Here is a 25,468-nt window from a genome sequence, read left to right as displayed (position 1 = left end):
CCAAACGCCGCGTCTTGTTGGGGTTTGCCTGCGGCTCACCCCAACCTACGCCAGGCGGTGCGCTTTACTCCGCGCTGCTCTCCGATGCCGGCAGCGGATCGTGCGTGCCGTCATCCTCATCGCCATAAATGGCCACGTGCGGCTTCCCATCCTCGCCGATCCACCCGCGGAACATCCCGTCCGTATTGAACGGCATCGCCACATTCCCCTGGGCGTCCAGCGCGATCGCGCCGCCATTGCCGCCCATCGAGGGAATCTCCTGGTTGATCACCTCGGCCGCCGCGCGCTTCAGCGGCACGCGCATCTGCGTCACGCGCATGCAGATCTCGTGCGCCGCCACCGTGCGGATATAGAACTCGCCCCAGCCGGTGCCCGACACCGCGCAGCCGTTGTTGGCATAGGTGCCCGCGCCGATCAGCGGCGAATCGCCGATGCGGCCCCAGCGCTTGTTGGTCATGCCGCCGGTGGAAGTGCCCGCGGCGAGGCGGCCCTGCGTATCCAGCGCTACCGCGCCGACCGTGCCGAAATGCCTGGCGGTTTCCATGTCCTCGTGCTGGCGATGCTCGGCGTCTTCCTTCAGCGCCTTCTGCAACTGCTGCCAGCGCTCCTCGGTGCGGAAGTACGAAGGATCGACCAGTTCCACGCCCACTTCTTTGGCGAAGGCCTCGGCGCCGTCGCCGGCGAGCATCACATGCGGGCTCTTGTCCATCACCGCGCGCGCCAGCAGGATCGGGTTCTTTACGCGGTGCACGCCGGCGATCGCGCCGGCCTTGAGGGTGAAGCCGTCCATCACCGCGGCATCGAGTTCGTTCTTGCCGTCGTGGGTGAACACGGCGCCCTTGCCGGCGTTGAAGTTGGGGTCGTTCTCCAGCACGGTGATCGCCGCCGTCACCGCATCCATCGCCGGCTTGCCGGCCTTGAGCTGGCCGTAGCCGTTCTGCAGGGCCTGGGCCAGCGCGGCGCGCACGGCCTTCTCGCGGGCGGGATTCATATCGCGCTTGATCACGCCGGCGCCGCCGTGGATGACCAGCACCGGGGTCGTGGCATGGCTCATGGCGGACGCTCCCAGCAGCGCAAAGGCGGCAAGCAGGCAAGGCAACTTCACGGTCGTTCTCCCCGAATGGTCGGGGCGAGTATAGCCAGCGGAATGGCCGTACTCAGCCGAATGTGCCCTGTCCGCGGGCATGTCGCGGCCGCCGCCGCAAGCGTCCTGGACCTTGGTACAGCATGAGCCGGCGCCGATCCGTCGTATCCTTGGCAGCTGGCTCTCCCTGCTAGAAGGCATCGCAATGGACAAGGTTTATGCAAGCGCGGCGCAGGCCCTGGACGGTCTGCTGTTCGACGACATGACCATCGCCGCCGGCGGCTTCGGCCTGTGCGGCATCCCCGAGAACCTGATCGCCGCCCTGCTCGCCAAGGGCACCAAGGGGCTGACCATCGTCGGCAACAACGCGGGCGTGGACGATTTCGGCATGGGTCCGCTGCTGAAGACCCGCCAGGTCAAGCGCGTGTATGCCTCGTACGTGGGCGAGAACAAGGAATTCGAGCGCCAGGTGCTGGCCGGCGAACTGGAACTGCACCTGGTGCCGCAGGGCACCCTGGCCGAGAAGCTGCGCGCCGGCGGCGCCGGCATCCCCGGCTTCTACACGCGCACCGCGTTCGGCACCAAGCTGGCCGAAGGCAAGGAAACCAAGATCTTCGACGGCAAGGAATACGTGCTGGAAGAAGCCATCCACGCCGACCTTTCCATCGTCAAGGCGTGGAAGGGCGACCGCCTGGGCAACCTGGTGTTCCGCAAGACCGCGCGCAACTTCAATCCGATGATCGCCACCTGCGGCAAGATCTGCGTGGCCGAGGTGGAAGAGCTGGTCGAAGTCGGCATGCTGGAGCCGGACCAGATCCACGTGCCGGGCATCTACGTCGACCGCATCATCCAGGGCCCCTCGTACGAGAAGCGCATCGAGTTCCGCACCGTCGCCGGCGCCAACACCGGCAAGGAAAGCCCGCTGCGCACCGCCATGGCGCAGCGCGCGGCGAAGGAACTGCGCGACGGCTTCTACGTGAACCTGGGCATCGGCATTCCCACCCTCGTCGCCAACTTCATTCCGGAAGGCATCGACGTCACCCTGCAGTCGGAGAACGGCCTGCTCGGCATCGGCCCGTTCCCGGACGACGCGCACGTCGACCCCGACCTGATCAACGCCGGCAAGCAGACCATCACCACCCTGCCCGGCTCGAGCTTCTTCTCCAGCGCCGAATCGTTCGCGATGATCCGCGGCGGCCATATCGACCTGTCGATCCTGGGCGGCCTGGAAGTCTCCTGCACCGGCGACCTGGCCAACTGGATGGTGCCGGGCAAGATGGTCAAGGGCCCCGGCGGCGCCATGGACCTGGTCAGCGGCGTCAAGCGCGTGGTGGTGCTGATGGAGCACACCGCGAAGGACGGCACGCCGAAGATCAAGAACGAATGCGATCTGCCGCTCACCGGCAAGCAGGTGGTGGACCTGATCATCACCGACCTGTGCGTGTTCGAAGTGGAGAAAGGCAAGGGCCTGACCCTGATCGAACTGCAGGAAGGCGTGACGGTGGAAGAGGTGAAGGCGAAGACGGGCTGCGATTTCGCGGTGGCGTCGACCTTGGGCTGATGCTCCGCCGGCGTAGGTTGGGGTGAGCCGCAGGCGAACCCCAACGATACGCAACGCACCGATATACCGATGTCGGGGTTCGCCTGCGGCTCACCCCAGCCTACGCGGCGCTCGCCGGCAGCGGCTGCGGAAAGCGGATGCGCGCCACGTGCTGGTTGCCGTCGCGCGTCTGCAGTTCCAGCGGCCAGGCGAAGCGCTCGCTGATGCGCTGCGCGATGGCCAGTTCGAAACCGTGGCGGTCCACGCCATCCGGCCCCATCTCCACGCGGTTGGTCACCGTCACCGCGCCGGGATGCACGGTGATCACGATGGTGCCTTCCTCCGCCTGCTGGCAGGCATTGCGGATCAGCTGCCAGCACAGCACGGCGAACACGCGCGGCGAACCGTGCAGGGCGAAGCGCGCGGGCTCGTCCAGGCGCAGCGTCACCGGGCGGCCTTCCAGCAGTTCGCGCACGTCGCGCAGTTCGCGTTCCAGCACGTCGTTGACCACGAAGTCTTCTTCGGTCAGGCCCTTGTCGGACTCGCGCGCCAGGATCAGCAGGGCTTCCACCAGCGCTTCCATCTCGCGCGTGGCGCGCTTGATGCGCTGCACGGAGCGCTGGCCGAACTCGCCCAGGGTGGGTTCGTCCGCCAGCATGTCGGCCGACATCTTGATCACCGTGAGCGGGCTGCGCAGCTCGTGGCTGGCGTCGCGGGTGAAGTTGCGCTCGCGCTGGTTGTAGCCGGCGATGCGGTGGGCGAAGCCATACAGGCCTTCGGCCAGCGCCGCCACGTCCGCATCCGCGCGGCTAGGCAGTTCGCCCGGCGTCCATTCGCCGATATCGGCCTTGCGCTCGTCCCAGCTGCTCACCGCCTTGGCCAGCCGCCGCACCTGGCGCCACTGGCGCCGCGCGATCAGCCAGCCCAGCGCGCCAAGCACCACGATCAGGCCCAGCACCGCCAGCGCCGGCAGAACCTGGGTCACGCCCAGCACGCACAGTGCGGCCACCGCCACCGTCTGCAGGCCGAAAAGCCAGGCCATGCGGCGATGGAAGGCGCCGCGGCGGGAGCCTTCCGTCGCCGGTGGTGAAAACGATGCGGCCATCGGGTTACTTCAGGAAGGCCACCTGGTTCTTGGACGAATGCCCTTCCGCATCCAGCGGCGAACGCGGCAGGTCCAGGCCGGACTTCGAGCCCGGGGTTTCCGCATCCAGGTCGGCCAGGCGATAGCCGGCGGAGTGGATGGTGTGCAGCAGCGCGCGGTCGAAGGGTTTGTCGATCACCCGGCGCAGGTTGTACAGGTGCGAGCGCAGCGTGTCCGAATCGGGCAGCGTGTCGCCCCAGATCTCGCGCTCGATGTCGCGGCGGCTCACCACGCGCGGCGATTCGCGCATCAGGATCGCCAGCAGCTTCAGGCCGATCGGCGAGACGGTCAGTTCCTTGCCCGCGCGGGTCAGGCGCAGCGTGGCGGTGTCCAGCGTCATGTCGCCGACGGTGAGCACTTCGGTGGAAACCTGGCGGCGGTCGCGGCGGATCAGGGCGCGCAGGCGCGCTTCCAGTTCGCGCACTTCGAAGGGTTTGACCAGGTAATCGTCGGCGCCGGATTCCAGGCCGACCAGCTTGTCCTCGAGGGTGTCGCGCGCGGTCAGCATCAGCACCGGCGTCGACTTCTTCGCTTCCTTGCGCAGCTTGCGGCACACCTCCAGGCCATCCATGCCCGGCAGCATCAGATCCAGCACCACCACGTCGTAGCTGTTGGTCACCGCCAGATGCAGGGCGCTGACGCCGTCGGAGGCGTAGTCGACCGAGTAGCCACGGCGCTCCAGGAATTCGCCGACCATTTCGGCGATCTGCCGGTTGTCCTCTACCAACAGGATCAGACCAGATTGTTCGTCGCGAGAACTCATCCTTTACCTCCTAGCACTTCACATTGGTGAAAGCTAACTTCGCGGCCGGTGAGTAGGGTGTGAAACGTTTTCGTATTCGTTCAGCGAATGACGCAAAAAGGCTACAGGTTCACTTTTTGGGACTTCCCTGCAGCAGCGGATGCAAGGCTTTCCAGACGTTGTCCAGCACCTTCGGCTCGCCGGCGGCGGTGGGATGCAGGCCGTCATCCTGCATCAGCGACGGATCGAGGGCCACGCCTTCGAGCAGGAAAGGCACCAGGGCGGTGTGCTTGTCCCGGGCCAGGTCCGCATAGATCGCACGCAGCCCGTCGCGGTACTGCGGCCCATAGTTCACCGGCAGCTCGATGCCCAGCAGCAGTACGCGGGCGCCGGACTTCTGCGCCGCGTCGACCATCGCCGCCAGGTTTTCCCGCAGCGCCGGCAGCGGCAGGCCGCGCAGGCCGTCGTTGGCGCCCAGTTCCAGCACCACCACGCCCGGGTGGTATTTCTCCAGCAGGGCCGGCAGGCGGTTGCGGCCGCTGAGCGAGGTTTCGCCGCTGATGCTGGCATTGATCGCCGTCCAGCCCGGCTCCATGTCGCCCAGACGTACTTCCAGCAGATGCACCCAGCCCTGGGCCGCCGCAATGTTGTGCGCGGCGGAGAGCGAATCGCCCAGGACCAGCACCGTACCGGGCTTGTCTGCCGCCATTGCGGCGCCCGCGCAGCCCAGCCACAGCAGCACCAGCCATAGGATCCGACGCATGAGCGAAATTTCCCGTCCGCTTCTCGAAGCCCGCGATGTTAGCAAGTCGGTGCGCGGCCCCGAGGGGCAGCTGGACATCCTGCGCGGGGTCAGCCTGCAGGTGCGCGGCGGCGAGAGCTTCGCCATCGTCGGCGCCTCCGGCTCCGGCAAGACCACCCTGCTGGGCCTGCTGGCCGGCCTGGACGTGCCCAGCAGCGGCCACGTCGGCCTGGACGGCAACGCGCTGGAAAGCCTGGACGAGGAAGCCCGCGCCGACCTGCGCCGGCGCCTGGTCGGCTTCGTGTTCCAGTCGTTCCACCTGCTGCCGGCGCTGACCGCCGAGGAAAACGTGATGCTGCCGCTGGAGCTGGAAGGCCGCGATGACGCCCGCCCGCGCGCCCGCGAGGCGCTGGAAGCCGTCGGCCTGTCGGCGCGCCGCCGGCATTACCCGGCGCAGCTCTCCGGCGGCGAGCAGCAGCGCGTGGCGATCGCCCGCGCCTTCGTGCACGGCCCGCGCCTGCTGTTCGCCGACGAACCCACCGGCAACCTGGACCAGCGCACCGGCCACCACGTCAGCGACCTGCTGTTCGCGCTCAATCGCGACCACCGCACCACCCTGGTGCTGGTCACCCACGACCCGCTGCTGGCCGAACGCTGCCAGCGCCGGGTGGAACTGCACGAAGGCCGGGTGATCGCCCGCGGCCCGGCGGAGCTCACCGCATGAGGCTGCTGCGCCTGGCCCTGCGCAGCCTGGTGCGCGAATGGCATCTGCCGGAACTGCGCACGCTGGCCGCTTCGCTCACCCTGGCAGTGGTGGCGCTCGGCGTGGTGGCCACCCTGGCCACGCGCATCGAGCGCGGCATGCTGGCCAATGCGGCCGAGCTGATCGGCGGCGACCTGGGCATCGGCTCGCCGCAGCACCTGCCGGAAACTTACGCCGCGCAGGCCCGCGACGAGGGCCTGTCGATCACCCAGGGCGCCGGCTTCCCCAGCGTGGCCTTCGCCCACGAACAAAGCCAATTGCTCGATGTGCAGGCCGCCGATGCGGCCTATCCGCTGCGCGGCCAGCTGGAACTGCGCGCCGCCCGCGGCGACTACATCGGCCACGGGCCGGCGCCGGGCGAGGTGTACCTGGATCACCGCGCCCTGGTCGCGCTCAGCCTGAAGCCCGGCGACAGCGTGCAGGTCGGCGGGCGCGACCTGCGCATCGCCGCCGAACTGCTGCGCCAGCCCGACGGCGGCGAGCTGTTCGCGCTGGCTCCGCGCGCCATCATGAATCTGGCCGATGCCGAACAGGCCGGCCTGCTCGGCGCCGGCAGCCGCGCGCGGCATCGCCTGCTGGTGGCCGGCGAACCCTCCCAGGTGGCGCGCTGGCGCAGCTGGGCGCAGGCGCAGAAGCTGCCGCAGGGCGCCGAGCTGATCACCCCGGAGCAGACCCAGGAACGCATGCGCAGCGCGTTCGACCGCGCCAGCGCCTTCCTGCGCCTGACCGCCTTGCTCTCGGCTCTGCTGGCCGGCGTGGCGATCGCGCTGGCCGCGCAGCGCTATGCGCGGCGCAAGACCACTGAAGTCGCCCTGCTGCGCGCCCTGGGCACGCCGCGCCGGCGCGTGCTCGGCCTGCTGCTGGGCACGCTGGGCGCGCTGGCGGTGCCGGCTTCGCTGCTGGGCGTGACGCTGGCGCTGGGCATCGCGCAGGCGGCGTGGTCGTTCGCCAGCACGCTGTTCACCAGCGTGCCGGTGGAACTGCCGCTGGGTCCGGCCTTCGCCGCCGCGGCGATGGGCGTGGCGGTGCTGGCCGGCTTCGCCCTGCCGCCGCTGGCGCGGCTGGCCGAAGTGCCGCCGGTGGCGGTGTTCCGCGAGAGCATGGCGCGCCGCGTGCGCCGCTTCGACGCGCTGTATTTCATCCCCGTGCTGGTGGCGCTGGCGCTGATCTGGAGCCAGAGCGGCTCGGCGCGCATGGCCGGCATCCTCGCCGCCAGCCTGGCCGGCGTGGCCGCGGTGGCCGCGCTGCTGGCGGCGGCGCTGCTGTGGTTCGCGCGGCGCGTCGCGCCCGGCGCGCATCCGGCCCTGCGCCTGGGCCTGGCCGCGCTGGCGCGCCGCCGCGGCATGAGCCTGCTGCAGGCCACGGCGCTGAGCCTGGGCCTGGTCGCGCTGCTGCTGCTGGCGATCGTGGCGCCCGCGCTGCTGGAAGGCTGGCGCCGCGAGCTGCCGTCCGACACGCCGAACTGGTTCGTACTGAACCTGCAGGACGACCAGCGCCCTGGCTTCGAGCAGGCGCTGGGCAAGCTCGGCGCGCAGCAGCTCAACATGCTGCCGCTGGCGGTGGGCAAGCTCACCGCCATCAACGGCCGCCCGATCGACCAGCTGAAATTCCAGGACGAGCGCGCCAAGGACTGGAGCGACCGCCAGCTGCGCCTGTCATGGACCGACGAGCTGCCGCCTTCCAACCGCGTGGTGGCCGGCGCGTGGAACGGCCCCAGTCCCGCGGTGGCCGAAGTCTCCGTCGACACCATGTGGCGTGACATGTTCGGCCTGAAGATCGGCGACACCATGAGCTTCAACGTCGGCGAAGGCACGGTGCAGGCGCGCGTGGCCAGCGTGCGGCAGGTGGACTGGAGTTCGTTCCGCGTGAACTTCTTCCTGCTGCTCGACCCCGCGCACGCAAAGGAGCTGCCGCACACCTGGATCGCCAGCTTCTACGTGCCGCGCGGCAACACGGAAGCGATGGCCCGGCTGTCGCGTGATTTCGGCAACCTCAGCCTGATCGACGTGGACGCCCTGCTCGACCGCGTGCGCGACATCGTCGACCGCGTGAGCCACGCGGTGCGCTGGGTGCTGGCCTTCAGCCTGCTGGCCGGCGCGCTGGTGCTGGCCGCAGCCCTGGCCGCCAGCGCGGCGGAGCGGCGCCACGAAGCGGCGCTGCTGCGCACCCTGGGCGCGCGCCGCGGACAGCTGCGCGCGGCGGCGGCCTGCGAGTTCGCCCTGCTCGGCCTGGTCGCCGGCCTCACCGCGGCGTTCGGCGCTGCCGGCGCGGGCTGGTGGATGGGGCGCGCGGTGTTCCGCATCGAAGGCTTCGTGCCGCCACTGGGGCCGCTGCTGCTGGCGGCGCTGGCCGCCGCCATCGCGGTGATGCTGCTGGGGCTGGCCGGCACGCGCAAAGTCACGCGTACCTCGCCGATGCAGCTGCTGCGGGAGTCGTGACGGCGCATGACGTAGGTTGGGGTGAGCCGCAGGCGAACCCCAACATGCGATGCGTCCCAGCGTGGCCATGTTGGGGTTCGCCTTTGGCTCACCCCAACCTACGGTGAGCGCTGGCGGCTAAGATCGCAGGGTCCACATCAGGGCCTTCCCATGTACACGCTCTACTACTCCCCCGGCACCGCCAGCATGGTCGTGCATCTGGCCCTGCTGGAAATCGGCGCGCCGTACCATCTGGAGCTGGTCGATTTCGAGCGCGACGCGCAGCACTCGCCCGAATACCTCAAGCTCAATCCCGGCGGCACCGTGCCGGCGCTGACCATCGACGGCACCGTGCGCTTCGAATCCGGCGCGCTGCTGCTGATGCTGGCCGAGCGCCACCCGGAAGCGAACCTGATCCCGCCAGCCGGTACGCCCGAGCGCGAGGCCTGGCAGCAGTGGGTGGTGTATCTGAGCAATACGCTGATGTCGGCCTACCGGCTGTGGTTCTACCCGCACGAACTGGGCTACGACGAACACCCGGCGGCGATCCGCGCGGCGATCCAGCGGCGCATCGAAAGCGTGTGGGACCGCCTTGACGCACAGCTCGCGGCGCACGGGCCGTATCTGCTCGGCGAGCAGTTCAGCGGCGCCGACCTGATGCTGACCATGCTGCTGCGCTGGTCGCGCAACATGCCGCGGCCGGCCACCGGATGGCCCGCGCTCAAGCGCCTGGCCGACCTGGTGCGCGCGCGTCCGAGCTGGAAAAAACTCTACGAGCTGGAAGGCCTCACCGAATGGCAGTAAGCGCCGGCAAAACCTGGCGCCAGCGCCTCAAGGACGAATGGCTGCTCGTCGCCTTCACTCTGCTGGCGCTGCTGCTGGCGCTGGCCGATCCGCAGCCGTGGAGCAAGTACGAACGCTGGCTGCAGCTGCCCACCATCGCCGGCCTGCTGGGTTTGATGATTGCGATTCAGGGCATCCGCGACAGCGGCCTGGTGCAGCACCTGGCCGGCCTGCTGGTGGCGCGCATGCATTCGCAGCGTGCACTGGGCCTGCTGCTGGTGAGCATCACCGCGCTGCTGTCGATGGTGCTGACCAACGACGTGAGCCTGTTCCTGATCGTGCCGCTCACGGTGGCGGCCGGCGGCATCTCCAACCTGCCGGTGCTGCGGCTGGTGATCCTGGAAGCGCTGGCGGTCAACGCCGGCTCCACGCTCAGCCCGATCGGCAATCCGCAGAACCTGCTGGTATGGCAATACCTGCGCCTGCCCTTTATGCAGTTCGTCGGCAGCATGCTGCCGGCCGCGGCCGCCATGTTCGCCCTGGTGGCGCTGCTGGCCTGGTGCTGGCTGCCGCGCGAAAAGGTGGAACTGCACGCCGAGCAGGTCGACGGCCATGCCGTGTCCGCCACGCAGGCGGGGCTGTCGATCGTGGCGCTGGCGATGATGGTGCTGATGATGGAGCACGGCCACGCCACCATCGGCGCCTTGTTGCTGCTGATTCCGTTCGCGCTGCTGGACTGGCGCCTGCTGCTGCGCATCGACTGGCTGCTGCTGGCCACCTTCGCCGCGATCTTCCTGGGCCTGGGCCATTTCGCCGCGCTGCCCTGGGTGGGGCAGCTGATGAGTGCGGTGGACTTGAACCAGCCGTTGCATCTCTACGCCAGCGGCATCCTCGCTTCGCAGCTGATCAGCAACGTGCCCGCCACGGTGCTGCTGCTGGAACGCGCACCGGATGCCATGGCGCTGGCGGTGGCGGCGAACGTGGGCGGCTTCGGCGTGGCGATCGGTTCGCTGGCGAACCTGATCGCCCTGCGCCTGGCGAAACAGCCGCAGGGGCTGCGGCTGTTCCATCGGGTGTCGATCCCGTTTCTGCTGGTGTGCGCGCCGCTGGTTTACCTCGCGGCGCGCTGGTTCAGCTGACGCGCTGATTCAGCTGACGCGCCGGTTCAGCTGATCAGTCGTCGCCGCGATCGCGCGGCACGTTGACCTTGCCGCGCACGCCCGAGTAGTTCACGTCGCCGCTGCCCTTGGCGCCCAGCGAGAGATCGCCACCCACGTTGCGCGCGGTGAGGTCGCCGGAGCCGATCGTGTCCACGCGCACGCTGCCGCCGACGTTGTTCACCGACACGTCGCCGGAGCCGATGCTGCCCACGCGCACGTCGCCCTTGATGTCCTCGCCCTTGAAGTCGCCCGAACCCACGGCGCCCAGTTCGATGCTGCCGACGTGGCTGGCATCCAGGTCGCCCGAGCCGATGCTGGCGCTGAGCGGGCCGTCCAGATCCTTCACGTGCAGGTCGCCCGAACCGACGTGGGCGTCGAGCCGCTTCATCCCTTCGACCCAGGCGTCGCCGGAACCGCCGTTCAAGGTGACCGGGATGGCCGGCGGCAGCTTCAGGTTGACCTCGAGGTTGGAGTAGCTGTGGCCGATGCTCCAATGCGTGTGCTCGCGGCCCAGCTCCACGATCAGCACGTCGCCCTGGCGGCGCTGGCTGACCACCAGGTCGTCCAGCAGCTCCTGGCTGGACGCGCAGGCGCGGCCGGTGAGTTCGCCGCCGCGCGCGCCGCTGTCGCCGCGCAGATGCAGGTCGTGGCTGCGCAGGTCGATCTGTACCGAGCGCACGCCGCCCAGGTCGAGCTGGAGATTGCGCGGGGCCTGGAATTTGCAGTCGTCGGCCTGCGCGGCGAGCGGCAGCAGCAGGAGGCAGGCTAGGAAGAGGTGACGCATGGGGTGGCTCCTTGATGGACGTTCGGCCTTCTGATGCGGCCGCCGGCCAAAAGGTTGCAAGGGCGCCCCGGCGGGTCAACCGCCAGTTGGCATGGGCGTTCTGCCAGCGCAATAACAACGAAAACGCAAGAACCGCTGTTTGCCCAGCGAGATGGAACTTGAGGCGCGAGGACCCCAGAACCTCGCGCCTCTTTATTTTGCGGACCCGGCCGCCCGGGCGCAGGTTGGGGTGAGCCGCAGGCGAACCCCAACGATACGGGGCGCTGCCATGTTGGGGTTCGCCTGCGGCTCACCCCAACCTACGCGGTGCTTTCGCCAGCCTTTACGCGTTGCCAAAGCGCCTCTTGCGCATCCAGGTCACGCCCCGCCAGCGGCACGCCTTCGTCGCGCGCGAGATCTTCCATGGCGCGGAAGCGCCGCTCGAACTTCGCGTTCGCATGCCGCAGCGCCTGCGAGAAATCGACATCCGCATGCCGCGCCAGATTCACCAGCACGAAGGCCACGTCGCCGATTTCATCCTGCAGGCGCGCCTTGTCCGCGCCGGCGGCGAATTCCGCCCGCACTTCCTCGATTTCTTCGGCCAGCTTGTCCAGCACCGGCTGCTCGTCCGGCCAGTCGAAGCCGACCTTGGCCGCGCGCTGCTGCAGCTTCAGCGCGCGCTTCCATTCCGGCAGGCCGCGCGACACGCCGGCCAGCGCACTGTCGTCGTGCGACTCGCCCTTGGCCGCGCGCTCCTCGGCCTTGATCGCTTCCCACGCGTCCTTCTGCGCTTCGACGTCTGCATAGCTCACGTCGCCGAACACGTGCGGATGGCGGCGGATCATCTTGTCGCTGATCGCATGCGCCACGTCGGCGAAATCGAACAGCCCCTGCTCCTGCGCCATGCGCGCATGGAACACCACCTGCAGCAGCAGGTCGCCGAGCTCGTCGCGCAAGTCGTGCCAGTCCTTGCGGTCGATCGCGTCGGCCACTTCGTAGGCCTCTTCGATGGTGTACGGCGCGATGGTGGCGAAGTCCTGCTGCACGTCCCACGGGCAGCCGGTCTGCGGGTCGCGCAGGCGGGCCATGATGGCGAGCAGGTCGTCGAGGCTGTGGCGCTTGGCTGTGTTCATGCGGTCAGACGTCCGCCGCGCGCAGGCGCGCGGTCCAGTCGATGGCCGTGTCGCCCACGGCGAGGAATTCGGGATTGAGCAGGGAATCCTTGCGGTTGTAGCGCAGCGGCTGGCCGGCCAGGTCCAGCACCGCGCCGCCGGCCGCCTCCAGCACGCATTGTGCGGCGGCGGTGTCCCACTCGCTGGTGGCGCCACGGCGCAGATAGACGTCCGCCGTGCCGCGCGCGAGCAGGCAGAATTTCAGCGAGGAACCCATCGGCGTTTCCACGAAATCGGCGCCGAGCAGTTCGCGCAGCAGCGGGGCGCCGTGGCCGCCATGCGAGCGGCTGCCGGCCACCACGGGCGGCTCCGTGATGGCGCGCGTGGCGATGGATGTCCAGGCGGCGTCCGCGCTTTCCTGCCGCCACGCGCCGCCGCCTTGTTCGGCGGCGTAGAGATCGCCGGTCACCGGTGCCAGCACCACGCCGAGCACCGGCTGGTGCCCGTCGATGAGCGCGATGTTCACGGTGAACTCGCCGTTGCGCTTGACGAACTCGCGCGTGCCGTCGAGCGGATCGACCAGCCAGTAGCGTGGCCAGCGCTGGCGTTCGCTCCACGGCGCGATGCGCGATTCCTCGGACAGCACCGGCAGTTTTTCTTCCAGCGCGTCGAGCCCGGCCACGATCACGCGCTGCGCGGCGAGGTCCGCATCCGTTACCGGCGAGTGATCGGCCTTGCGCTGGACTTCGAACTCCTGCGCGTACACGGCGAGGATCGCCGCCGCCGCATCGCGCGCGATCGCCGCGACCTGCCGCAGCAGCGGGGAAACCAGCTCGCTCATGCGGGCTTGAACCGGCCGGCGAGATACTCGCGGGCCATGAACAACGCGGCGATGGAGCGGCCTTCGGTAACGTCGTCGCGCACGATCAGCTCGTGCAGGTTGGACAGCTTCCACGGCACCACTTCGAGCTCTTCCGGCTCGTCGCCTTGCAGGCGCTCCGGATAGAGCTCCTGCGCCAGCACCACGTGCGCCATATGCGTCATGTACGAAGGCGACAGCGACAGGTTGTGCAGGATCTTCAGCTTGCGCGCGCCGAAGCCGATTTCTTCCTTCAGCTCGCGGTCGGCGCCCTGCTCCACCGTCTCGTCCTGGTCCAGGCGGCCCTTGGGCAGGCTCAATTCGTAGCGGCCGACGCCGGCGCCGTATTCGCGTACCAGCAGCACGGTGTCGTCGTCCTGCATCGGCACGATGATCACCGCGCCCAGGCCGCTGCCTTTCAGGCGCTCGTAGGTGCGGCGCTCGCCGTTGGAGAATTCGAGGTCCAGCTGTTCGACGCGCAGGAAATGGCTGTCGTGGACGTCGCGGGTGGCATGGATGATGGGTGGCTTGGGCATCGTTCGATTCTAGCGCTCTGAGGTTGCACGGAACCGCGCCAGCACCGGCGCATGCAGGGCCGGCGTGCCGGCCAGCACGCTGCGCGTGTCCAGCGTGAGCGGCTGGCCGTCCAGGTCGGTGAACACGCCGCCGGCCTCGCGCACGATCGCGGCCAGCGCGGCCACGTCCAGGATGTTCACGTCCGACTCGATCACCAGATCCAGCCCGCCGCGCGCCAGCAGGTGGTAGTGGCAGAAATCGCCGTAGCCGCGGATGCGGTTGCTGTCGCGGATCAGCGCGCCGAGTTCCGTCCAGCGCGCATCCATCGTCAGCGTCTTGATGTTGCCGGTGGAGATCGAGGCCTGCGCGATGCTGTCGGTGGCGGCCACCTGCACGCGCTCGGGTCCCTCCTCACCCTGGAACCAGGCGCCATGGCCGGCGCTGGCCCACAGGGTTTCGCCGTAGATCGGCGCGCTGGACACGCCCAGCACCAGTTCGCCGCGGTACATCAGCGCGATCTGGGTGGAGAAGAACGGCGTGCGCCGCACGAAGCTCTTGGTGCCGTCCAGCGGGTCGACCAGCCACAGCAGCTGTCGCGCGCTGTCGTCCAGGCCGAATTCCTCGCCATAGATCGCCGCTTCCGGCAGCGCCGCCTGCAGCACCTTGCGGATGGCCAGTTCCGCTTCGCGGTCGGCGATGGTGACCGGAGTGGCGTCGCTCTTGATCTCCACGTCCACGCCGCGCCGCCAGTAGTGGCGGATCACTTCCGCCGCCGCTTCCGCCGCTTCGCGCGCCGCGGACAGGGCCCGCGCCAGATCGGGTGCAGTCATTGTTTCCCCTTGCCCATGATGGCGGCCAGGCCGCCGCTGCGTTGCAGATGCATGCTGCCGTCGGCCGCGAGGCGGCCGAAGCCCGAAAGCCAGTCGCGCAATGCCGGATCGGGCTCGCGCGGTCTGGCCTTGATGTCGTATTTCCAGCCCAGCGGACTCAGCGCCAGATGGCCGGCCAGCTGCAGCGGGCCGTTGCCGTCGTCTTCCAGCGTGGCGTTGACCACGCCGGCCGTGCCGCTGGCGCGCAGCTGGAGATTGCCGAAGACGAGCTCGCGCTGCGCGCCCTGCAGGCGCGCGCCGGTCCACTGCGCGGCGGCGTCCAGCTCCACCGGCCAGCGGCCTTGCAGCACGATGCGGGCGTTGTCGATGCTGAGGCGGCCATCGAGCCGGTCGGCCTGCGGCGCCAGGCGGGCGGACAGCGTGGCGAGGTCGCCGTCCAGCTGCACCTGGCTCCATTCCTCGCGCTTGCCTTCGAGCTGGCGCAGCTGGCCGCTGAGATGGCCCCACGGACCGCGGAAGGCGACGCCCAGCCGGGTCTCGCCCAGCAAGGCGCGGCGCGACAGCTGCCAGTCGAACTGGCCGAGGTCGCCGCCGCTCGGGGCCAGCACGCGCTCGGCATGGCCGTCCCACAAGGTGCCGCTCAGCCCTTCCAGGCGCAGGCCGTGCAGGCGCGCCTCCAGCTGCGGCCGCACCCAGCTTGCCGGCAGGTACGCCACCAGCCAGGCCAGGGCACACAGCAGCAACAGGAACAACAGAACGGTGCGCAACCGGATCAACAAATCTGACTCCAGGGGGAGCTCCAACGGACAGGCGGGCTTGAGGCAGCCGGCGCCGAACCCCGATCATACCCGGATGAGCCCGAACGAAAGCCGCAACCAGACCCTCGCCGCGCGCGACCTCCGCCATCTGTGGCACCCCTGCACCCAGATGCACGACCACGCCGGCGCCGTGCCGCTGCTGCCCATCGTCCGCGGCGAAGGGCCGTGGCTGGTGGATGCGGACGGGCGGCGCTATCTGGATGGCATCAGCTCGTGGTGGACCAACCTGTTCGGGCATGCGAACCCGCGCATCGGCGCGGCGCTGAAGGAACAGCTGGATACGCTGGAGCACGTGATTTTCGCCGGATTCACGCATGAGCCGGCGATTGAACTGGCGGAACGGCTGGCGGCGATCACACCCGCCGGATTGGAGCGGGTGTTTCTGGCCGATAACGGTTCGGCGGCGATCGAAGTCGCGCTGAAAATGAGTTTCCATTACTGGCTGAATCAGGGCCGCGGGCAGAAAACGCGGTTTATTGCGTTGAGCGGGAGTTATCACGGCGAGACGCTGGGGGCTTTGTCGGTCAGCGACGTGGCGCTTTATCGGAAGACCTATGCGCCGCTGTTGCTGACGCCGATCCTGGCGCCTTCGCCGGATGCTTACGAAGCGGAAGCCGGGGAAAGCGCGGAAGCTTATGCGGCGCGGCGGCTGGGCGATCTGCGGGCGTTGCTGGAACAGCATGCGCATGAAACTTGCGCGGTGATCGTGGAGCCGCTGGTGCAATGCGCGGGTGGCATGCGGACGTATCACCCGTCGTATCTCACCGGGCTGCGTGCACTGTGCGATGAGTTCGGGGTGCATTTCATCGCGGATGAAATCGCGGTGGGTTTTGGGCGTACCGGCACCTTGTTCGCGTGCGAACAAGCCGGGGTGTCGCCGGATTTCATGTGCTTGTCAAAAGGGCTTACCGGCGGTTTTCTGCCGCTGTCGGCCGTGCTCACCACGGAGCCGGTATACGAGGCGTTCTACGCCGAATACAACGCCGGCAAGGCGTTCCTGCATTCGCATAGCTATACCGGCAATCCGCTGGCCTGCCGTGCGGCCTTGGCGACGCTGGATATTTTCCGCGATGAGCCGGTGCTGGAGCGCAACCGGGTGCTGGCGGCACAACTGGCGCGCCGACTGGCGCCGCTGCGCGAGCATGCGCATGTGGCCGACGTGCGGCAGACCGGGATGATTGCGGCGGTGGAGCTGGTGCGGGACAAGGCAACGCGCGCGCCCTATCCGTCAGAGGAACGGCGCGGCCTGCGGGTGTACCTGCACGGACTGGAGCATGGCGCGCTGCTGCGGCCGCTGGGCAACGTCGTCTACTTCATGCCGCCTTATGTGGTGAGCACGGACGAGCTGGATCACCTGGTCGACGTGGCCATCGCCGGCATCGAGCGCGCCATCGCCCAGCCTTAGTGTCCGCCCACGCTCGGATCCAGCTTCCGCAGCGCCGGCCCAAGCTTCTGTTCGCCCGTGCGGTCGATGTCCTGCTTGTTGTAAGTCCGGCCCGGCGCGGGAATGCACTGGCCCTGCTTCGGCGGGATATGGCTGCCGGTCTGGCGCAGGCAGTTGTGATCGGTACCTACCTGCTGGCCGCCATGGGCGCTGCTCGCCGGTGTCGGATACGGCATGGTTTCCAGACCCTCGATGCGCCGGGTGCGGGCATCCTGGGTGGGCACCTTGGCGTCCTGCGCCGAGGCTGAACTTGCCAGCATGGCCAGCAAGGCGGCGATAAGCAGGGGGGACTTGGACATGACTCGGCCCTCAGGAAGCCGTGGGTTCAACGATGCTGCGCCTGCCGGACGCCATCGGCAACCGCCTGGAGCCGGAGGCGATACCGTCGTTCAGCTCCATCGTCGTGGGTAAAATAGCGCTTTCCCGAAAGCTTCCCGCCATGCGCACCATCCGCATCCACGTCGACCAGCCCCTCGCCATCGATACCGAATTCGCCCTGCCCGCCCAGGCTGGCGAACACGTGGCGCGCGTTCTGCGCATGACGGTTGGCGACGCGCTGGTGCTGTTCAATGGCGATGGGCAGGACTATGCGGCCGTCATCGTTGCGGTGGGCAAGCGCGAAGTGAGCGTTCGCGTGGCGTCCAGCGAGCGCGTGGATAACGAATCGCCGTTGCGGCTGACGCTGGCCCAGGGCATTGCGCGTGGCGAGAAGATGGATCTGATCGTGCAGAAGGCCACGGAACTGGGCGTGGCGCGCATCGTGCCGCTGCATACGGAGCGGTCGGAGGTGAAGCTCGATGCTGCGCGGGCGGAGAAGCGCCTGGCGCATTGGCGGGCGGTGGCGCAGAGCGCATGCGAGCAGAGTGGGCGCGCGGTGGTGCCGGAGATTGTGCCGGCGTTGTCGCTGGAAGCCTGGTTGCGGGATCTGCCGGCGGATGATGGGGCCTTGCGTCTGGCGTTGTTGCCAGAAGGTACGGTGCAGGCGCGGGCGTTGGATTTTCCGGCGAGTGGTGGGGTGTTGGTGGTTGGGCCGGAAGGTGGGTTGGGGGGAGCGGGATGGGGGGGGCGCTAAGTACGGCGGCGTTTCAGGGGTTGCGGTTGGGGCCGAGGATTTTGCGGACTGAGACGGCGGGGTTGGCGGCGTTGGCGGCGTTGCAGGCGTTGCATGGGGATATTTGAAGCGGCTCAAGGTAGTCCAGCGAGAAGTTCCTTTGCGTCTTCATCACCCAACTTCTCGGCGATGAGCAGCCAATAACGCGCCCATCTGAAGTTATCGCGATTCAAATAGCTTATGCCGAGGTTGTAGGCGGCTTCGGGGCTTCCTTGGTCGATGGCGCGTTTGTACCAATAGCGCGCAGCTTCGAAATCTCGTTTAACGCCGTCTCCAGCATCGTAGATATTGGCGAGATTGACCTGCGCCTCGATCACTCCATCGGAGGCCGCCTGTCTGAATAATTTGATGGAGCGGCGCCGCTCTCCGCTTTCATAAAGATCGCAAGCTGCTTCCAGGACCTTCCGCGGATCGCTCTCGCGCGAGGTGGCAATGCGTGCTTTCGACATGATGTTCCTATCACCGCACGAGATATCTGCAATACAGACCATGGCATGCCATCGTGGCGCTCCGCGGCCCAAGCTTTGGACAGGTAGTGGCGCTTACCTTATGTAGCGGCACCTGGCTTCGCCTCGGCGGAGCCGTGTGACCATGTCTTGGACGACTTCGCGATCCGATTGGGCGAAGGCTGGCATGGCGGCGACGGAGAGAACCAGCAGGACGGCGGTGGATATCCTTTGCATATGTCTTTCTCCTTGGCTGTTGGCCGGGGCGAGAGTAGCAAGGGTGTGTTAACACTTGGTGATCCCGTTAGCGCTCAGCCCCGACGTGATAGTTGCTGAGTACAACAGCAACGCCGAAGTCCGCGAGATCGCCCAGCAACGCAGGCGAGAGAGTGGGACCTCCATCAAACGATTGCTGGAAGTGACCGCACCACCAGCAAACGTCGAAGCGCTCCGCATACGATGCGATAAGCGCCTTCTTCGGACGAAGAATCTCCATCAAGCTCACCAGCCCAGCTTCAAGCGAGGACCATTCATCCGCATGAGTGCCCGCATATGACCAGACGCCGCTCTCGAATGTGCTCGATGCACCTCGCCGCTCTCCCTTGCTTCTTACATGCGTGGGCTGGATGTCCATCGCCTTCGTGATCTCAGAAGGCGACAGTTCCATTCCGGAAATGCGAAGTTCCACTGTGTAGCGATCTGCAGTATGCGGCATGGAAAATTACTCACGCGGATCGTGCGGATTTGCAAGCCGGCCACGGCCTCATATCGGGCGAAACGATAAGTCAGTACACCCTTCCCTGTCGCCCGCGCCCCGTATTGAACTCCATGGCGAACGAATCATCCCGCCCTTCGACCAGTGCCACCAACCCCTCCGCCAATGTGGACAGCTGCGCGTAGTCGGTGGCTATTTCAACGAAGGTATAGCTGCGAATGGTCTTCCCATCATCCGACGGCTCAGCCACCGCCGCCCGCAAGCCGATTTCACCCAGGAATCCCGTGGAGCGCACCGATAGATCGACGTGCCGCCACCTCAGTTTCGTCAGATCATTCGCATCCAGATACCCGCCGAAAAATTCCACCCCATGCTCCGGCAGAGGATAAACCGCCATTTCCTTGGCCTTTTCCAGAAGGAACCTGGGGTCGAAATACGCAGAGCCACGCCCCGCATAGAGACCGGATTGAAGTTCCATGCACAACTGACACGAGCCATCGTCGTCATGCTTTATCTCGAAACCGATTAATTCCCTCATAAAGCCCTCAAATTTCCAAATGTCAGGTCTACGGCGCGAGAGATCGCGTCGCTCGAAGTAGCAGCGGCCGTCCGGTTCCGCGCGCAGGACTTTGCATGCTGCATATGCCTGCATAGCCGTGGTTGTAACAGCAACCAGGCCGTGCTCGTAGTGTTCTACGACGGCATGATTATCAGATGTGACGAAGCGCCCAATCGTCGTCGGCACCGTATAGGCGCAGTCTGAAAATTAAAGAGCAGGGAGTGACCGGGTAGTTGGCGACTGATTGAGGAGCAGAAATTTTGTCGCGTAGAAGACTTTCAAGAGTTCTATCCAAGGGTGCGCAACAGGCGCGCGCACCTATTGCGAGGCTTCGGACTTTTCTAGCGTCTCCAAGGAGAACGGTTCCGACGGAATATTGCACTTGGCAATATCCACAAGGATTAGTCTGAATAACTGAGTTCGGCTCGCACCGCTGCCGATCACTTCATCCAGTAAATAGAGGAACTGCCACTCGTCAGTGGTGTGAATGATGACCGTCTTGCTGGGCCTAGCGTACTCGGATAGCGATCCGACGTAGTCCTTCCACTCTCCATCCACATCCCGCTGCAGCACGATGGAATTGGGATGGACCATCCAATACTTCTCCGCCCTGACATCCGCATACAGACTGACAGGCTTACTTGCCCCGTTCGATATGACGAAGACGCCATAGGAGAACTTGCCTCCTTCAATGTCCAGCTCTTGCCGGGCGACAGGCTTGATGCTTACTCGCGATTCGCGATCCGCGCAGTCAACAGCGCTCGATGGAGCAGCAACCGCGGATCCGCAGGCCAGAAGGACGAGGCCAATAAAGGAGGATGGCAAGATTGCTCTCATAGACTCAGCCATAAAGGTGAGAGGCCGACAGAGGCGACAAGAAACTTGTCCCGCCCCCATCCATAGCGCATCTAGCATTCTTAATTCTTAACTCTTCATTCTTCTTTCTGAAGAGCTACATCATTCTCCTCCAGATGAACTAACCCAATTTCTACCGTTTCTATGAGAACTCCATGCTTCAAGTATGAAGCCCATTGATCTCTCGGATACTTTTCCATGTACTCGCTCGTATCCACAGAGCAAACTACGACTCCAGTGAGATTAGGTTCAAATCTCACTCGATCACCGAGTCTAACCATGCTCCCGTCTGCGTACTTCATGCGATGTCCTAAGGCAATACGAACGGTTTCGCCTCTATCGCCCCAGCCGGTGGCGGGGTCTCGATGACCCTTTCACTCTTAGGCTTTAGCGGCTGCCACATACATTGACAATTATTGGGATTTTGCTTTGCCACAAAAAGATGGTAGTGGCTGCCTGTAAAAGGCCAGTGAGGTTCACTTGGAGGCACTTGATCATAGCGGTAACCAATTGTGCCGACGGCTACTTGGGTTCCATCAACCATCATGCAAGGCGAACAAGGCTTGTTGTCGTCGCACATTTTATCGGCGATAGCATTACCAACTATGCCGCCACCGATTGCACCAGCTACACCCCCGGTCGTTGAACCTGCCCCTGCCCCCACCACACTACCCGCAATGGTGCCACCAGGCCCAACAGCGCTGCCAACGAGAGCACCTCCTCCGGCGCCCAAGGCTCCGCCGACCTCAGAGCCTGCTAGACCGCCACAGATAGTACCAGCGGTCGTTAGTACAGCCCGGCACACCGAAGTTAGCCCAAGGGGATCAACAAGACCAAGGGGATCTCCACCCACATACGCATAGCTATTGAGTCCGCCCCGAAGCCCCGCGGGATCACTCTGCGCATATCTTCCAGTGAGAGGGTCGTAGTACCTGTTTATGTTGTAACTCAACCCAGACTCCACGTCGAAATACTGCCCTGGCAATCGCAGGTTGAAGATCAATGCCCCCGGAGCAGCCAACTCGCCAAAGGGGTTGCCCTGATAAGGCCATTGCCAAATAGTTGCTCCCGCGCCATTGGTGACGACGCGCGGAGTACCAAGCCCGTCCGCGTGTACATAGCTCATTGAAACTACCGCTCCACTGCTATCGAGCACAGCGACTGGCATGCTGTTCAACCAAATATAGCTGCGATTCGCCGCCCCATACTCACCCAATAGCTGATTGTCCTCGTCATAGGCAAATCGCTGTGTGCCCCTTGCATCTTTATATGTTCGCTGCCCCATCGCGTTATAGATGAAGCTCGCAACAGTCTGCTCGTTACGCTGCACCACCGTCATGCGATTGCGGTCGTTGTAGCCGTAGCCAAACGTGTCACCACCCGTCCCATTACCCGTGGTGTTGCCGTTGGCGTCGTAAGTGCGAGCGCTGCTGCCGATGCTTGTCAGCCAGTGCGTACCCGCCTGATAACCATAAGCACCGGTAGCCAACCCGTTGCTTGCTTTGCTTAGGCGGTCGCCCGTCTTGTTATAGGTGTAGGTCTCGATGGCCTGACCTTGGGCATCCTTGAGTCCCAGCAAACGATAGAGCGGGTCGTAGCTATAGGTCTCGATCGCCGGATTGGCGCCTGGCGCATTACCCAGCGCCGTGATGTTGCCCATCGCATCGCGCGCGAAGTGCAGATTCAGTGCCGGGCTGACGACATCCGTTACGGCGTAGTTAGCGTCATAGCTACGCGTGATCGTCTGGCCATTACCCAATGTGTAACTGGCAATTGGACCGAACGGCAGGTAGCTGACATTGGTTACCACGTTGCCGGCGCTGCCCGCACCCGGCAGCTGCGCAGTGACCACGTTGATGCGCCCTAAGCTGTCGCGGCCGTATTGGATGAGGGTTCCATCAGGCGTGCGAGTACTAGCGAGGCGATCCGCCGCGGTATAGGTGTAGCTGACCGTATCGACGTTGGTGCCTTGGGTCTGGCGCTTCTGCACCACATTGCCACGGAGGTCATAGCAGTAGACCGTGGTGACTGCTGTTTCCACCATGCTGGTCAAACGGCCGGCCGGATAGGAGCCTGTGCAACCGGTAACGCTATCGGCTTCGTCATAGCGATAGCTGACATTGGCCGAGCTGGTCGGATAGGTGGTCCCGGTAATGCGGTTCAACGCATCGTAGGTGCTATGGCTGACCACGCCCCTCGCATCCGTGGCCTGAATGCGATTACCCGCCGCGTCGTAAACATAGGTGGATGTACCGGTGTCCGGACTGTGCAGACCGGTGGCATTGCCCAGCCCGTCGTAGTCGTACGTCGTATTCAGGCTATCCGGATCGCTCACGCCCTGCAGCTCATCGCGCGGGCCATAGGCGAACACGCTCTGGGTGTTCTGCGTGGCGGTGTCGGTGCCGTTGTAGTTGTCGATCGTGCTGACCAGGCGGTTCAGCGCGTCGTAGCCTTGCTTGCGCTGGATGCCCAGCGCATCGGCGCTACGCACGAGATTGCCGTTGCCGTCGTAGCTGTCGCTGAAGCTCGCGTCGAAGACCGTGCGATTGAGGCCATCCTTGATACCAGTCAATTGGCCCAGCGTGTTGTAGCTGCGGGCCAGCGAGCGGCGCAGGGTGTTGCTGGCGTCGAAGGTCTCTTCCTTGGTCTTGTTGCCGGCGGCATCCAGCGTGTAGTGGATGCGGTTGCCCAAGGCGTCCGTGATGTCGGTGAGGCGATGGGCGGCGTCATAGGTGTAGGTCACCTGCACGCCGTCCGGGTCCTTGATCGAGGCGACGGCACCGTAAGGCGTGTAGCCGATCTGCGTGACGGCATCGTTCGGCGAGGTACTGCCGTCCGCGTTCGCGCGGACGGTGCGAGTCGACAGCCAGCCGCGCGGCGTATAGATCGAATCGGTCAGGACGCCATTGGCGTCGCGCTGACGGACGACGCGGCCGTTCTTGTCATAGGCCACCATGGTGGTGACTTGCCCAATGGCATTGGTGACCTGATAAAGATCGCCCGCCCGGTGGCAGGCGCCGCCGGCCGCACCGCAGCCCGACTCATCGGCACTCATGTAGTAGCTGTACTGCACGGTGCTGGCGACGTTGGTGCGCGGTCCGGTCGCACTCAATAACAAGCCAACGACAGGGCATCGCACGCCATCGACAGCTGTGCAGTAGCTATAAGTCCAGCGGCTGATTCCGGCAGGGGCCGCGCCAGTTGTTGCGCAGGTATAGGACACTGCCCCGGCCACCCCGGGGTCAGCCTTACAACTGGCCAGCAGCTGACCGGCGGCGTTGTATAACCAACTGGTCCTGGCCACCAGATTGCCATTGCTGTCCAGCACGGAGCGGCTCATTGGCTTCCGCAGCGAAGCGTCCCAAGTAATGTTCGTCGTACGCTGATTGGCTTGCCCCTGAGCCTCGACGAGCTGAGTGCGAAGGCCATTCGAGTCGTAAGCGCTCGATGCGACAGCTCCTTGGCCATCGGTGCTCGTCGAAACTCTTCCATTGGTCCCGAAGGTGTAGTACTTCGACATCGACACGCAGCCTGCGCAGCTGGCCACAGATTGTGTCGGTCGATTTACCCCCAGACTCGACTGGAAGTTGAAGCTTTTTGTTGCACCAAGAGGATCGGTGACCACAGCGCTAGCTACATCAAATTTTGATTCGGAAACCTGGACAGTGGTGTATGCAACGGCATAGGACGCGACGCCACCGGCCATATAGTTAGTGATGACGCGGCCCTGCGGATCATAGAAAGTCTTGGAATAAACGATGCCATCTTCATCAATGACACTCGTGAGTGCATTCGGGAGACTCGCGCCTGACGTATTGGCGGTCTCGCCATAGTTGTACTGAATGGTCTTTCCGTCAGGGTACGTGACGATCTGCAAATTATTATTTGCGTCGTACACGAAGCCGATAGTACCGCCATCGGGTTGCACCAGGGTTTTGATGCGCCCGTTGTCGTCATAAGCGAATGACAGCGCACGTCCAGAGCCGTCCTGCACGGAAGCCAACTGACCAGCACCATTCCAGCTCAGCGTCTGTAGATGACCACTACGGTCAACAATCGACTGGAGATGCCCGATGGCATCGTACGTTTCCGTCTCGCCGTTGGCGTTGAGAAAGGTCAGCGAGGTGAAATTTCCGCTCGAATCCTGCGTTGACGTCAGTACACCATCAACATCAGCCTCGAGGGCCCACACGCCGTTGACAAGATCCGCAATGTAGGTCTTGCCGTCCTCTCGCAAGAGGTATGCGGAAGTCGCGCTGCCATCCGGCACTCGATACACACGAGCTAACTTTAGATAGTTGGCTGTCCGATTCGCGCCCAGCACGTTTTCTGCAGGCGAGGAAATACCGCTAAAACCTAAACTGTTATAAACCCAGCTGAAGCTCAGCGGGAAGGCATCGCCACCAGCATATTCGGTCTTTACCTCGAAGACATTGCCTGTGGCGACATTAATCGGATCACCGCAGACGACGCACGGGCTCGTCGGCGCGCCACGACTCTTGTCTGGACTCACGCCAGGGAGTGCCTGACATGGACCGCCTGCATAACGACCTACCGGACCTGGAGCAGAGGAACACGACGACCATTGCTCCATAACGGAATGGATATTGTATCCCGGGCCGTTCAGTACCTCATTGCTGCCGCACCACAATTCCTCGCTATATGGCGTCCATATAGCGCCGTCCGTATACCCGTCCACATGCTCTATTTTTGCGCCAAGCAAGACTCCGTACCACGTATGATTGGAGCCCGGAAAGCAGCCATTGGTAACGCCCCAGCCAGCCTGCAATGCCGACATGGCACTCGGATACCGAACCTTCGTGGCATCTTGGTCGTAATTTGCGCTAGCAAAAAAATTGATTGGCGCATGATCCGCTGAAGCCTTCATCGCGATTCCCGCCATTACTATGAATAGCAGGCATAGCAACCATCTGTTCATGCGCCAACTCCCTTTTGATGCCGCCATGAAAAAAGGCCGACCCCGCCAAGGTGTCGACCTTTCATATATTGCCACCCGGCTTATGACAACTTGGGCGGTAGAAAGTACTAGCGAGTAGACGCGACG

21 protein-coding genes and 2 pseudogenes are annotated in these 25,468 nt (G+C 65.2%); 7 read left to right on the top strand and 16 right to left on the bottom strand.

From position 1 onward, the window contains the following. Nucleotides 1-64 precede the first annotated feature (64 nt). Complete coding sequence (locus tag ISN75_RS04645) at nt 65-1,054, bottom strand: isoaspartyl peptidase/L-asparaginase family protein (protein WP_167252266.1); 990 nt, start codon at nt 1,052-1,054, stop codon at nt 65-67. 235 nt (nt 1,055-1,289) lie between these two features. On the opposite strand from ISN75_RS04645, the gene ISN75_RS04640 reads away from it, so the two are divergent. Continuing rightward, nucleotides 1,290-2,645, top strand: coding sequence for a 3-oxoacid CoA-transferase subunit B (locus ISN75_RS04640; protein WP_167252267.1), 1,356 nt, complete (start codon nt 1,290-1,292; stop codon nt 2,643-2,645). 100 nt (nt 2,646-2,745) lie between these two features. Here the strand turns inward: ISN75_RS04640 and ISN75_RS04635 are convergent, their stop codons facing one another. The 3 genes and pseudogenes from ISN75_RS04635 to ISN75_RS04625 all read right to left on the bottom strand — a co-directional run bounded on the left by ISN75_RS04635 (nt 2,746) and on the right by ISN75_RS04625 (nt 5,273). Continuing rightward, nucleotides 2,746-3,729 (bottom strand): histidine kinase dimerization/phospho-acceptor domain-containing protein, encoded by a 984-nt coding sequence (locus tag ISN75_RS04635; RefSeq protein ID WP_167252268.1) that lies wholly within the window; start codon nt 3,727-3,729, stop codon nt 2,746-2,748. Nucleotides 3,730-3,832: 103 nt separating this feature from the next. Further along, nucleotides 3,833-4,531: pseudogene (locus tag ISN75_RS04630) on the bottom strand (response regulator transcription factor); the annotation flags it as partial. A gap of 109 nt (nt 4,532-4,640) precedes the next feature. After that, nucleotides 4,641-5,273 carry an arylesterase gene (locus ISN75_RS04625; protein WP_167252269.1) on the bottom strand — a complete coding sequence of 211 codons (633 nt, stop codon included), beginning with the start codon at nt 5,271-5,273 and terminating at the stop codon, nt 4,641-4,643. Between ISN75_RS04625 and ISN75_RS04620 the strand changes: the two genes are divergently transcribed. From ISN75_RS04620 to ISN75_RS04605, 4 genes are all read left to right on the top strand, one after another. Further along, a complete protein-coding gene (locus ISN75_RS04620; protein WP_167252270.1) occupies nt 5,272-5,976 on the top strand; it encodes an ABC transporter ATP-binding protein in 705 nt (234 codons plus the stop codon). The genes ISN75_RS04625 and ISN75_RS04620 overlap by 2 nt on opposite strands. Next, nucleotides 5,973-8,453 carry an ABC transporter permease gene (locus tag ISN75_RS04615; protein WP_343819632.1) on the top strand — a complete coding sequence of 827 codons (2,481 nt, stop codon included), beginning with the start codon at nt 5,973-5,975 and terminating at the stop codon, nt 8,451-8,453. The genes ISN75_RS04620 and ISN75_RS04615 overlap by 4 nt, the downstream gene beginning before the upstream one ends. Before the next feature lie 150 nt (nt 8,454-8,603). Next, nucleotides 8,604-9,236 (top strand): glutathione S-transferase family protein, encoded by a 633-nt coding sequence (locus ISN75_RS04610; RefSeq protein WP_167252272.1) that lies wholly within the window; start codon nt 8,604-8,606, stop codon nt 9,234-9,236. Then, nucleotides 9,227-10,354 carry an SLC13 family permease gene (locus ISN75_RS04605; RefSeq protein WP_343819631.1) on the top strand — a complete coding sequence of 376 codons (1,128 nt, stop codon included), beginning with the start codon at nt 9,227-9,229 and terminating at the stop codon, nt 10,352-10,354. The genes ISN75_RS04610 and ISN75_RS04605 overlap by 10 nt, the downstream gene beginning before the upstream one ends. A gap of 34 nt (nt 10,355-10,388) precedes the next feature. On the opposite strand, the gene ISN75_RS04600 is transcribed toward ISN75_RS04605, so the two are convergent. The 6 genes from ISN75_RS04600 to ISN75_RS04575 form a co-directional block, all read right to left on the bottom strand. Continuing rightward, on the bottom strand, nt 10,389-11,159 hold the full coding sequence (locus ISN75_RS04600; protein WP_167252274.1) for a DUF4097 family beta strand repeat-containing protein: 771 nt from the start codon (nt 11,157-11,159) through the stop codon (nt 10,389-10,391). A 299-nt stretch (nt 11,160-11,458) separates the two neighbouring features. Then, entirely contained in the window at nt 11,459-12,271 is an 813-nt protein-coding gene (gene mazG / locus ISN75_RS04595; RefSeq protein WP_343819629.1) for a nucleoside triphosphate pyrophosphohydrolase, read from the bottom strand. A gap of 4 nt (nt 12,272-12,275) precedes the next feature. After that, entirely contained in the window at nt 12,276-13,091 is an 816-nt protein-coding gene (gene cysQ, locus ISN75_RS04590; protein WP_167252276.1) for a 3'(2'),5'-bisphosphate nucleotidase CysQ, read from the bottom strand. Continuing rightward, nucleotides 13,088-13,645 (bottom strand): ADP compounds hydrolase NudE, encoded by a 558-nt coding sequence (gene nudE, locus ISN75_RS04585; RefSeq protein WP_168648170.1) that lies wholly within the window; start codon nt 13,643-13,645, stop codon nt 13,088-13,090. Before nudE ends, cysQ begins: the two co-directional genes overlap by 4 nt. A gap of 9 nt (nt 13,646-13,654) precedes the next feature. Continuing rightward, complete coding sequence (locus ISN75_RS04580) at nt 13,655-14,455, bottom strand: inositol monophosphatase family protein (RefSeq protein ID WP_343819623.1); 801 nt, start codon at nt 14,453-14,455, stop codon at nt 13,655-13,657. Next, nucleotides 14,452-15,234, bottom strand: a complete 783-nt coding sequence (locus ISN75_RS04575) for a type II secretion system protein N (RefSeq protein ID WP_168648168.1) — start codon at nt 15,232-15,234, stop codon at nt 14,452-14,454. The genes ISN75_RS04580 and ISN75_RS04575 overlap by 4 nt, the downstream gene beginning before the upstream one ends. A 73-nt stretch (nt 15,235-15,307) precedes the next feature. On the opposite strand from ISN75_RS04575, the gene ISN75_RS04570 reads away from it, so the two are divergent. Beyond that, nucleotides 15,308-16,678, top strand: a complete 1,371-nt coding sequence (locus tag ISN75_RS04570; protein ID WP_343819620.1) for an adenosylmethionine--8-amino-7-oxononanoate transaminase — start codon at nt 15,308-15,310, stop codon at nt 16,676-16,678. Here the strand turns inward: ISN75_RS04570 and ISN75_RS04565 are convergent. Then, on the bottom strand, nt 16,675-17,016 hold the full coding sequence (locus ISN75_RS04565; RefSeq protein WP_343819619.1) for a hypothetical protein: 342 nt from the start codon (nt 17,014-17,016) through the stop codon (nt 16,675-16,677). The genes ISN75_RS04570 and ISN75_RS04565 overlap by 4 nt on opposite strands. A gap of 140 nt (nt 17,017-17,156) precedes the next feature. Here ISN75_RS04565 and ISN75_RS04560 point away from each other — a divergent pair. Next, nucleotides 17,157-17,896, top strand: a pseudogene (locus ISN75_RS04560) (16S rRNA (uracil(1498)-N(3))-methyltransferase). Between the two features lie 6 nt (nt 17,897-17,902). Here ISN75_RS04560 and ISN75_RS04555 read toward each other — a convergent pair. The 5 genes from ISN75_RS04555 to ISN75_RS04535 all read right to left on the bottom strand — a co-directional run bounded on the left by ISN75_RS04555 (nt 17,903) and on the right by ISN75_RS04535 (nt 25,342). Continuing rightward, nucleotides 17,903-18,277, bottom strand: a complete 375-nt coding sequence (locus ISN75_RS04555; RefSeq protein WP_343819618.1) for a tetratricopeptide repeat protein — start codon at nt 18,275-18,277, stop codon at nt 17,903-17,905. A 301-nt stretch (nt 18,278-18,578) separates the two neighbouring features. Beyond that, complete coding sequence (locus ISN75_RS04550; RefSeq protein WP_343819617.1) at nt 18,579-18,989, bottom strand: DUF4279 domain-containing protein; 411 nt, start codon at nt 18,987-18,989, stop codon at nt 18,579-18,581. 70 nt (nt 18,990-19,059) lie between these two features. Continuing rightward, nucleotides 19,060-19,734 carry a hypothetical protein gene (locus tag ISN75_RS04545; protein ID WP_343819616.1) on the bottom strand — a complete coding sequence of 225 codons (675 nt, stop codon included), beginning with the start codon at nt 19,732-19,734 and terminating at the stop codon, nt 19,060-19,062. 132 nt (nt 19,735-19,866) lie between these two features. After that, nucleotides 19,867-20,385, bottom strand: coding sequence for a hypothetical protein (locus ISN75_RS04540; RefSeq protein WP_343819615.1), 519 nt, complete (start codon nt 20,383-20,385; stop codon nt 19,867-19,869). Between the two features lie 328 nt (nt 20,386-20,713). Beyond that, nucleotides 20,714-25,342, bottom strand: coding sequence for an RHS repeat-associated core domain-containing protein (locus tag ISN75_RS04535; RefSeq protein WP_343819614.1), 4,629 nt, complete (start codon nt 25,340-25,342; stop codon nt 20,714-20,716). Nucleotides 25,343-25,468 lie beyond the last annotated feature (126 nt).

Origin of the sequence: Dyella marensis (genome assembly GCF_049532885.1) — a bacterium.
In the GTDB taxonomy this organism is placed as follows: domain Bacteria; phylum Pseudomonadota; class Gammaproteobacteria; order Xanthomonadales; family Rhodanobacteraceae; genus Dyella_D; species Dyella_D marensis.
Note: the sequence above shows the minus strand (reverse complement) of the source record. Positions and strands in the feature narration are given on the sequence as shown.

What these genes read in the sequence shown, in the direction of transcription:
- ISN75_RS04645 (WP_167252266.1), bottom strand. Translation starts at nt 1,054, where the DNA reads ATGAGCCATGCCACGACCCCGGTGCTGGTCATCCACGGCGGCGCCGGC.
- ISN75_RS04640 (WP_167252267.1), top strand. Translation starts at nt 1,290, where the DNA reads ATGGACAAGGTTTATGCAAGCGCGGCGCAGGCCCTGGACGGTCTGCTG.
- ISN75_RS04635 (WP_167252268.1), bottom strand. Translation starts at nt 3,729, where the DNA reads ATGGCCGCATCGTTTTCACCACCGGCGACGGAAGGCTCCCGCCGCGGC.
- ISN75_RS04620 (WP_167252270.1), top strand. Translation starts at nt 5,272, where the DNA reads ATGAGCGAAATTTCCCGTCCGCTTCTCGAAGCCCGCGATGTTAGCAAG.
- ISN75_RS04625 (WP_167252269.1), bottom strand. Translation starts at nt 5,273, where the DNA reads ATGCGTCGGATCCTATGGCTGGTGCTGCTGTGGCTGGGCTGCGCGGGC.
- ISN75_RS04615 (WP_343819632.1), top strand. Translation starts at nt 5,973, where the DNA reads ATGAGGCTGCTGCGCCTGGCCCTGCGCAGCCTGGTGCGCGAATGGCAT.
- ISN75_RS04610 (WP_167252272.1), top strand. Translation starts at nt 8,604, where the DNA reads ATGTACACGCTCTACTACTCCCCCGGCACCGCCAGCATGGTCGTGCAT.
- ISN75_RS04605 (WP_343819631.1), top strand. Translation starts at nt 9,227, where the DNA reads ATGGCAGTAAGCGCCGGCAAAACCTGGCGCCAGCGCCTCAAGGACGAA.
- ISN75_RS04600 (WP_167252274.1), bottom strand. Translation starts at nt 11,159, where the DNA reads ATGCGTCACCTCTTCCTAGCCTGCCTCCTGCTGCTGCCGCTCGCCGCG.
- mazG (WP_343819629.1), bottom strand. Translation starts at nt 12,271, where the DNA reads ATGAACACAGCCAAGCGCCACAGCCTCGACGACCTGCTCGCCATCATG.
- cysQ (WP_167252276.1), bottom strand. Translation starts at nt 13,091, where the DNA reads ATGAGCGAGCTGGTTTCCCCGCTGCTGCGGCAGGTCGCGGCGATCGCG.
- nudE (WP_168648170.1), bottom strand. Translation starts at nt 13,645, where the DNA reads ATGCCCAAGCCACCCATCATCCATGCCACCCGCGACGTCCACGACAGC.
- ISN75_RS04580 (WP_343819623.1), bottom strand. Translation starts at nt 14,455, where the DNA reads ATGACTGCACCCGATCTGGCGCGGGCCCTGTCCGCGGCGCGCGAAGCG.
- ISN75_RS04570 (WP_343819620.1), top strand. Translation starts at nt 15,308, where the DNA reads ATGAGCCCGAACGAAAGCCGCAACCAGACCCTCGCCGCGCGCGACCTC.
- ISN75_RS04565 (WP_343819619.1), bottom strand. Translation starts at nt 17,016, where the DNA reads ATGTCCAAGTCCCCCCTGCTTATCGCCGCCTTGCTGGCCATGCTGGCA.
- ISN75_RS04555 (WP_343819618.1), bottom strand. Translation starts at nt 18,277, where the DNA reads ATGTCGAAAGCACGCATTGCCACCTCGCGCGAGAGCGATCCGCGGAAG.
- ISN75_RS04550 (WP_343819617.1), bottom strand. Translation starts at nt 18,989, where the DNA reads ATGCCGCATACTGCAGATCGCTACACAGTGGAACTTCGCATTTCCGGA.
- ISN75_RS04540 (WP_343819615.1), bottom strand. Translation starts at nt 20,385, where the DNA reads ATGAGAGCAATCTTGCCATCCTCCTTTATTGGCCTCGTCCTTCTGGCC.
- ISN75_RS04535 (WP_343819614.1), bottom strand. Translation starts at nt 25,342, where the DNA reads ATGAACAGATGGTTGCTATGCCTGCTATTCATAGTAATGGCGGGAATC.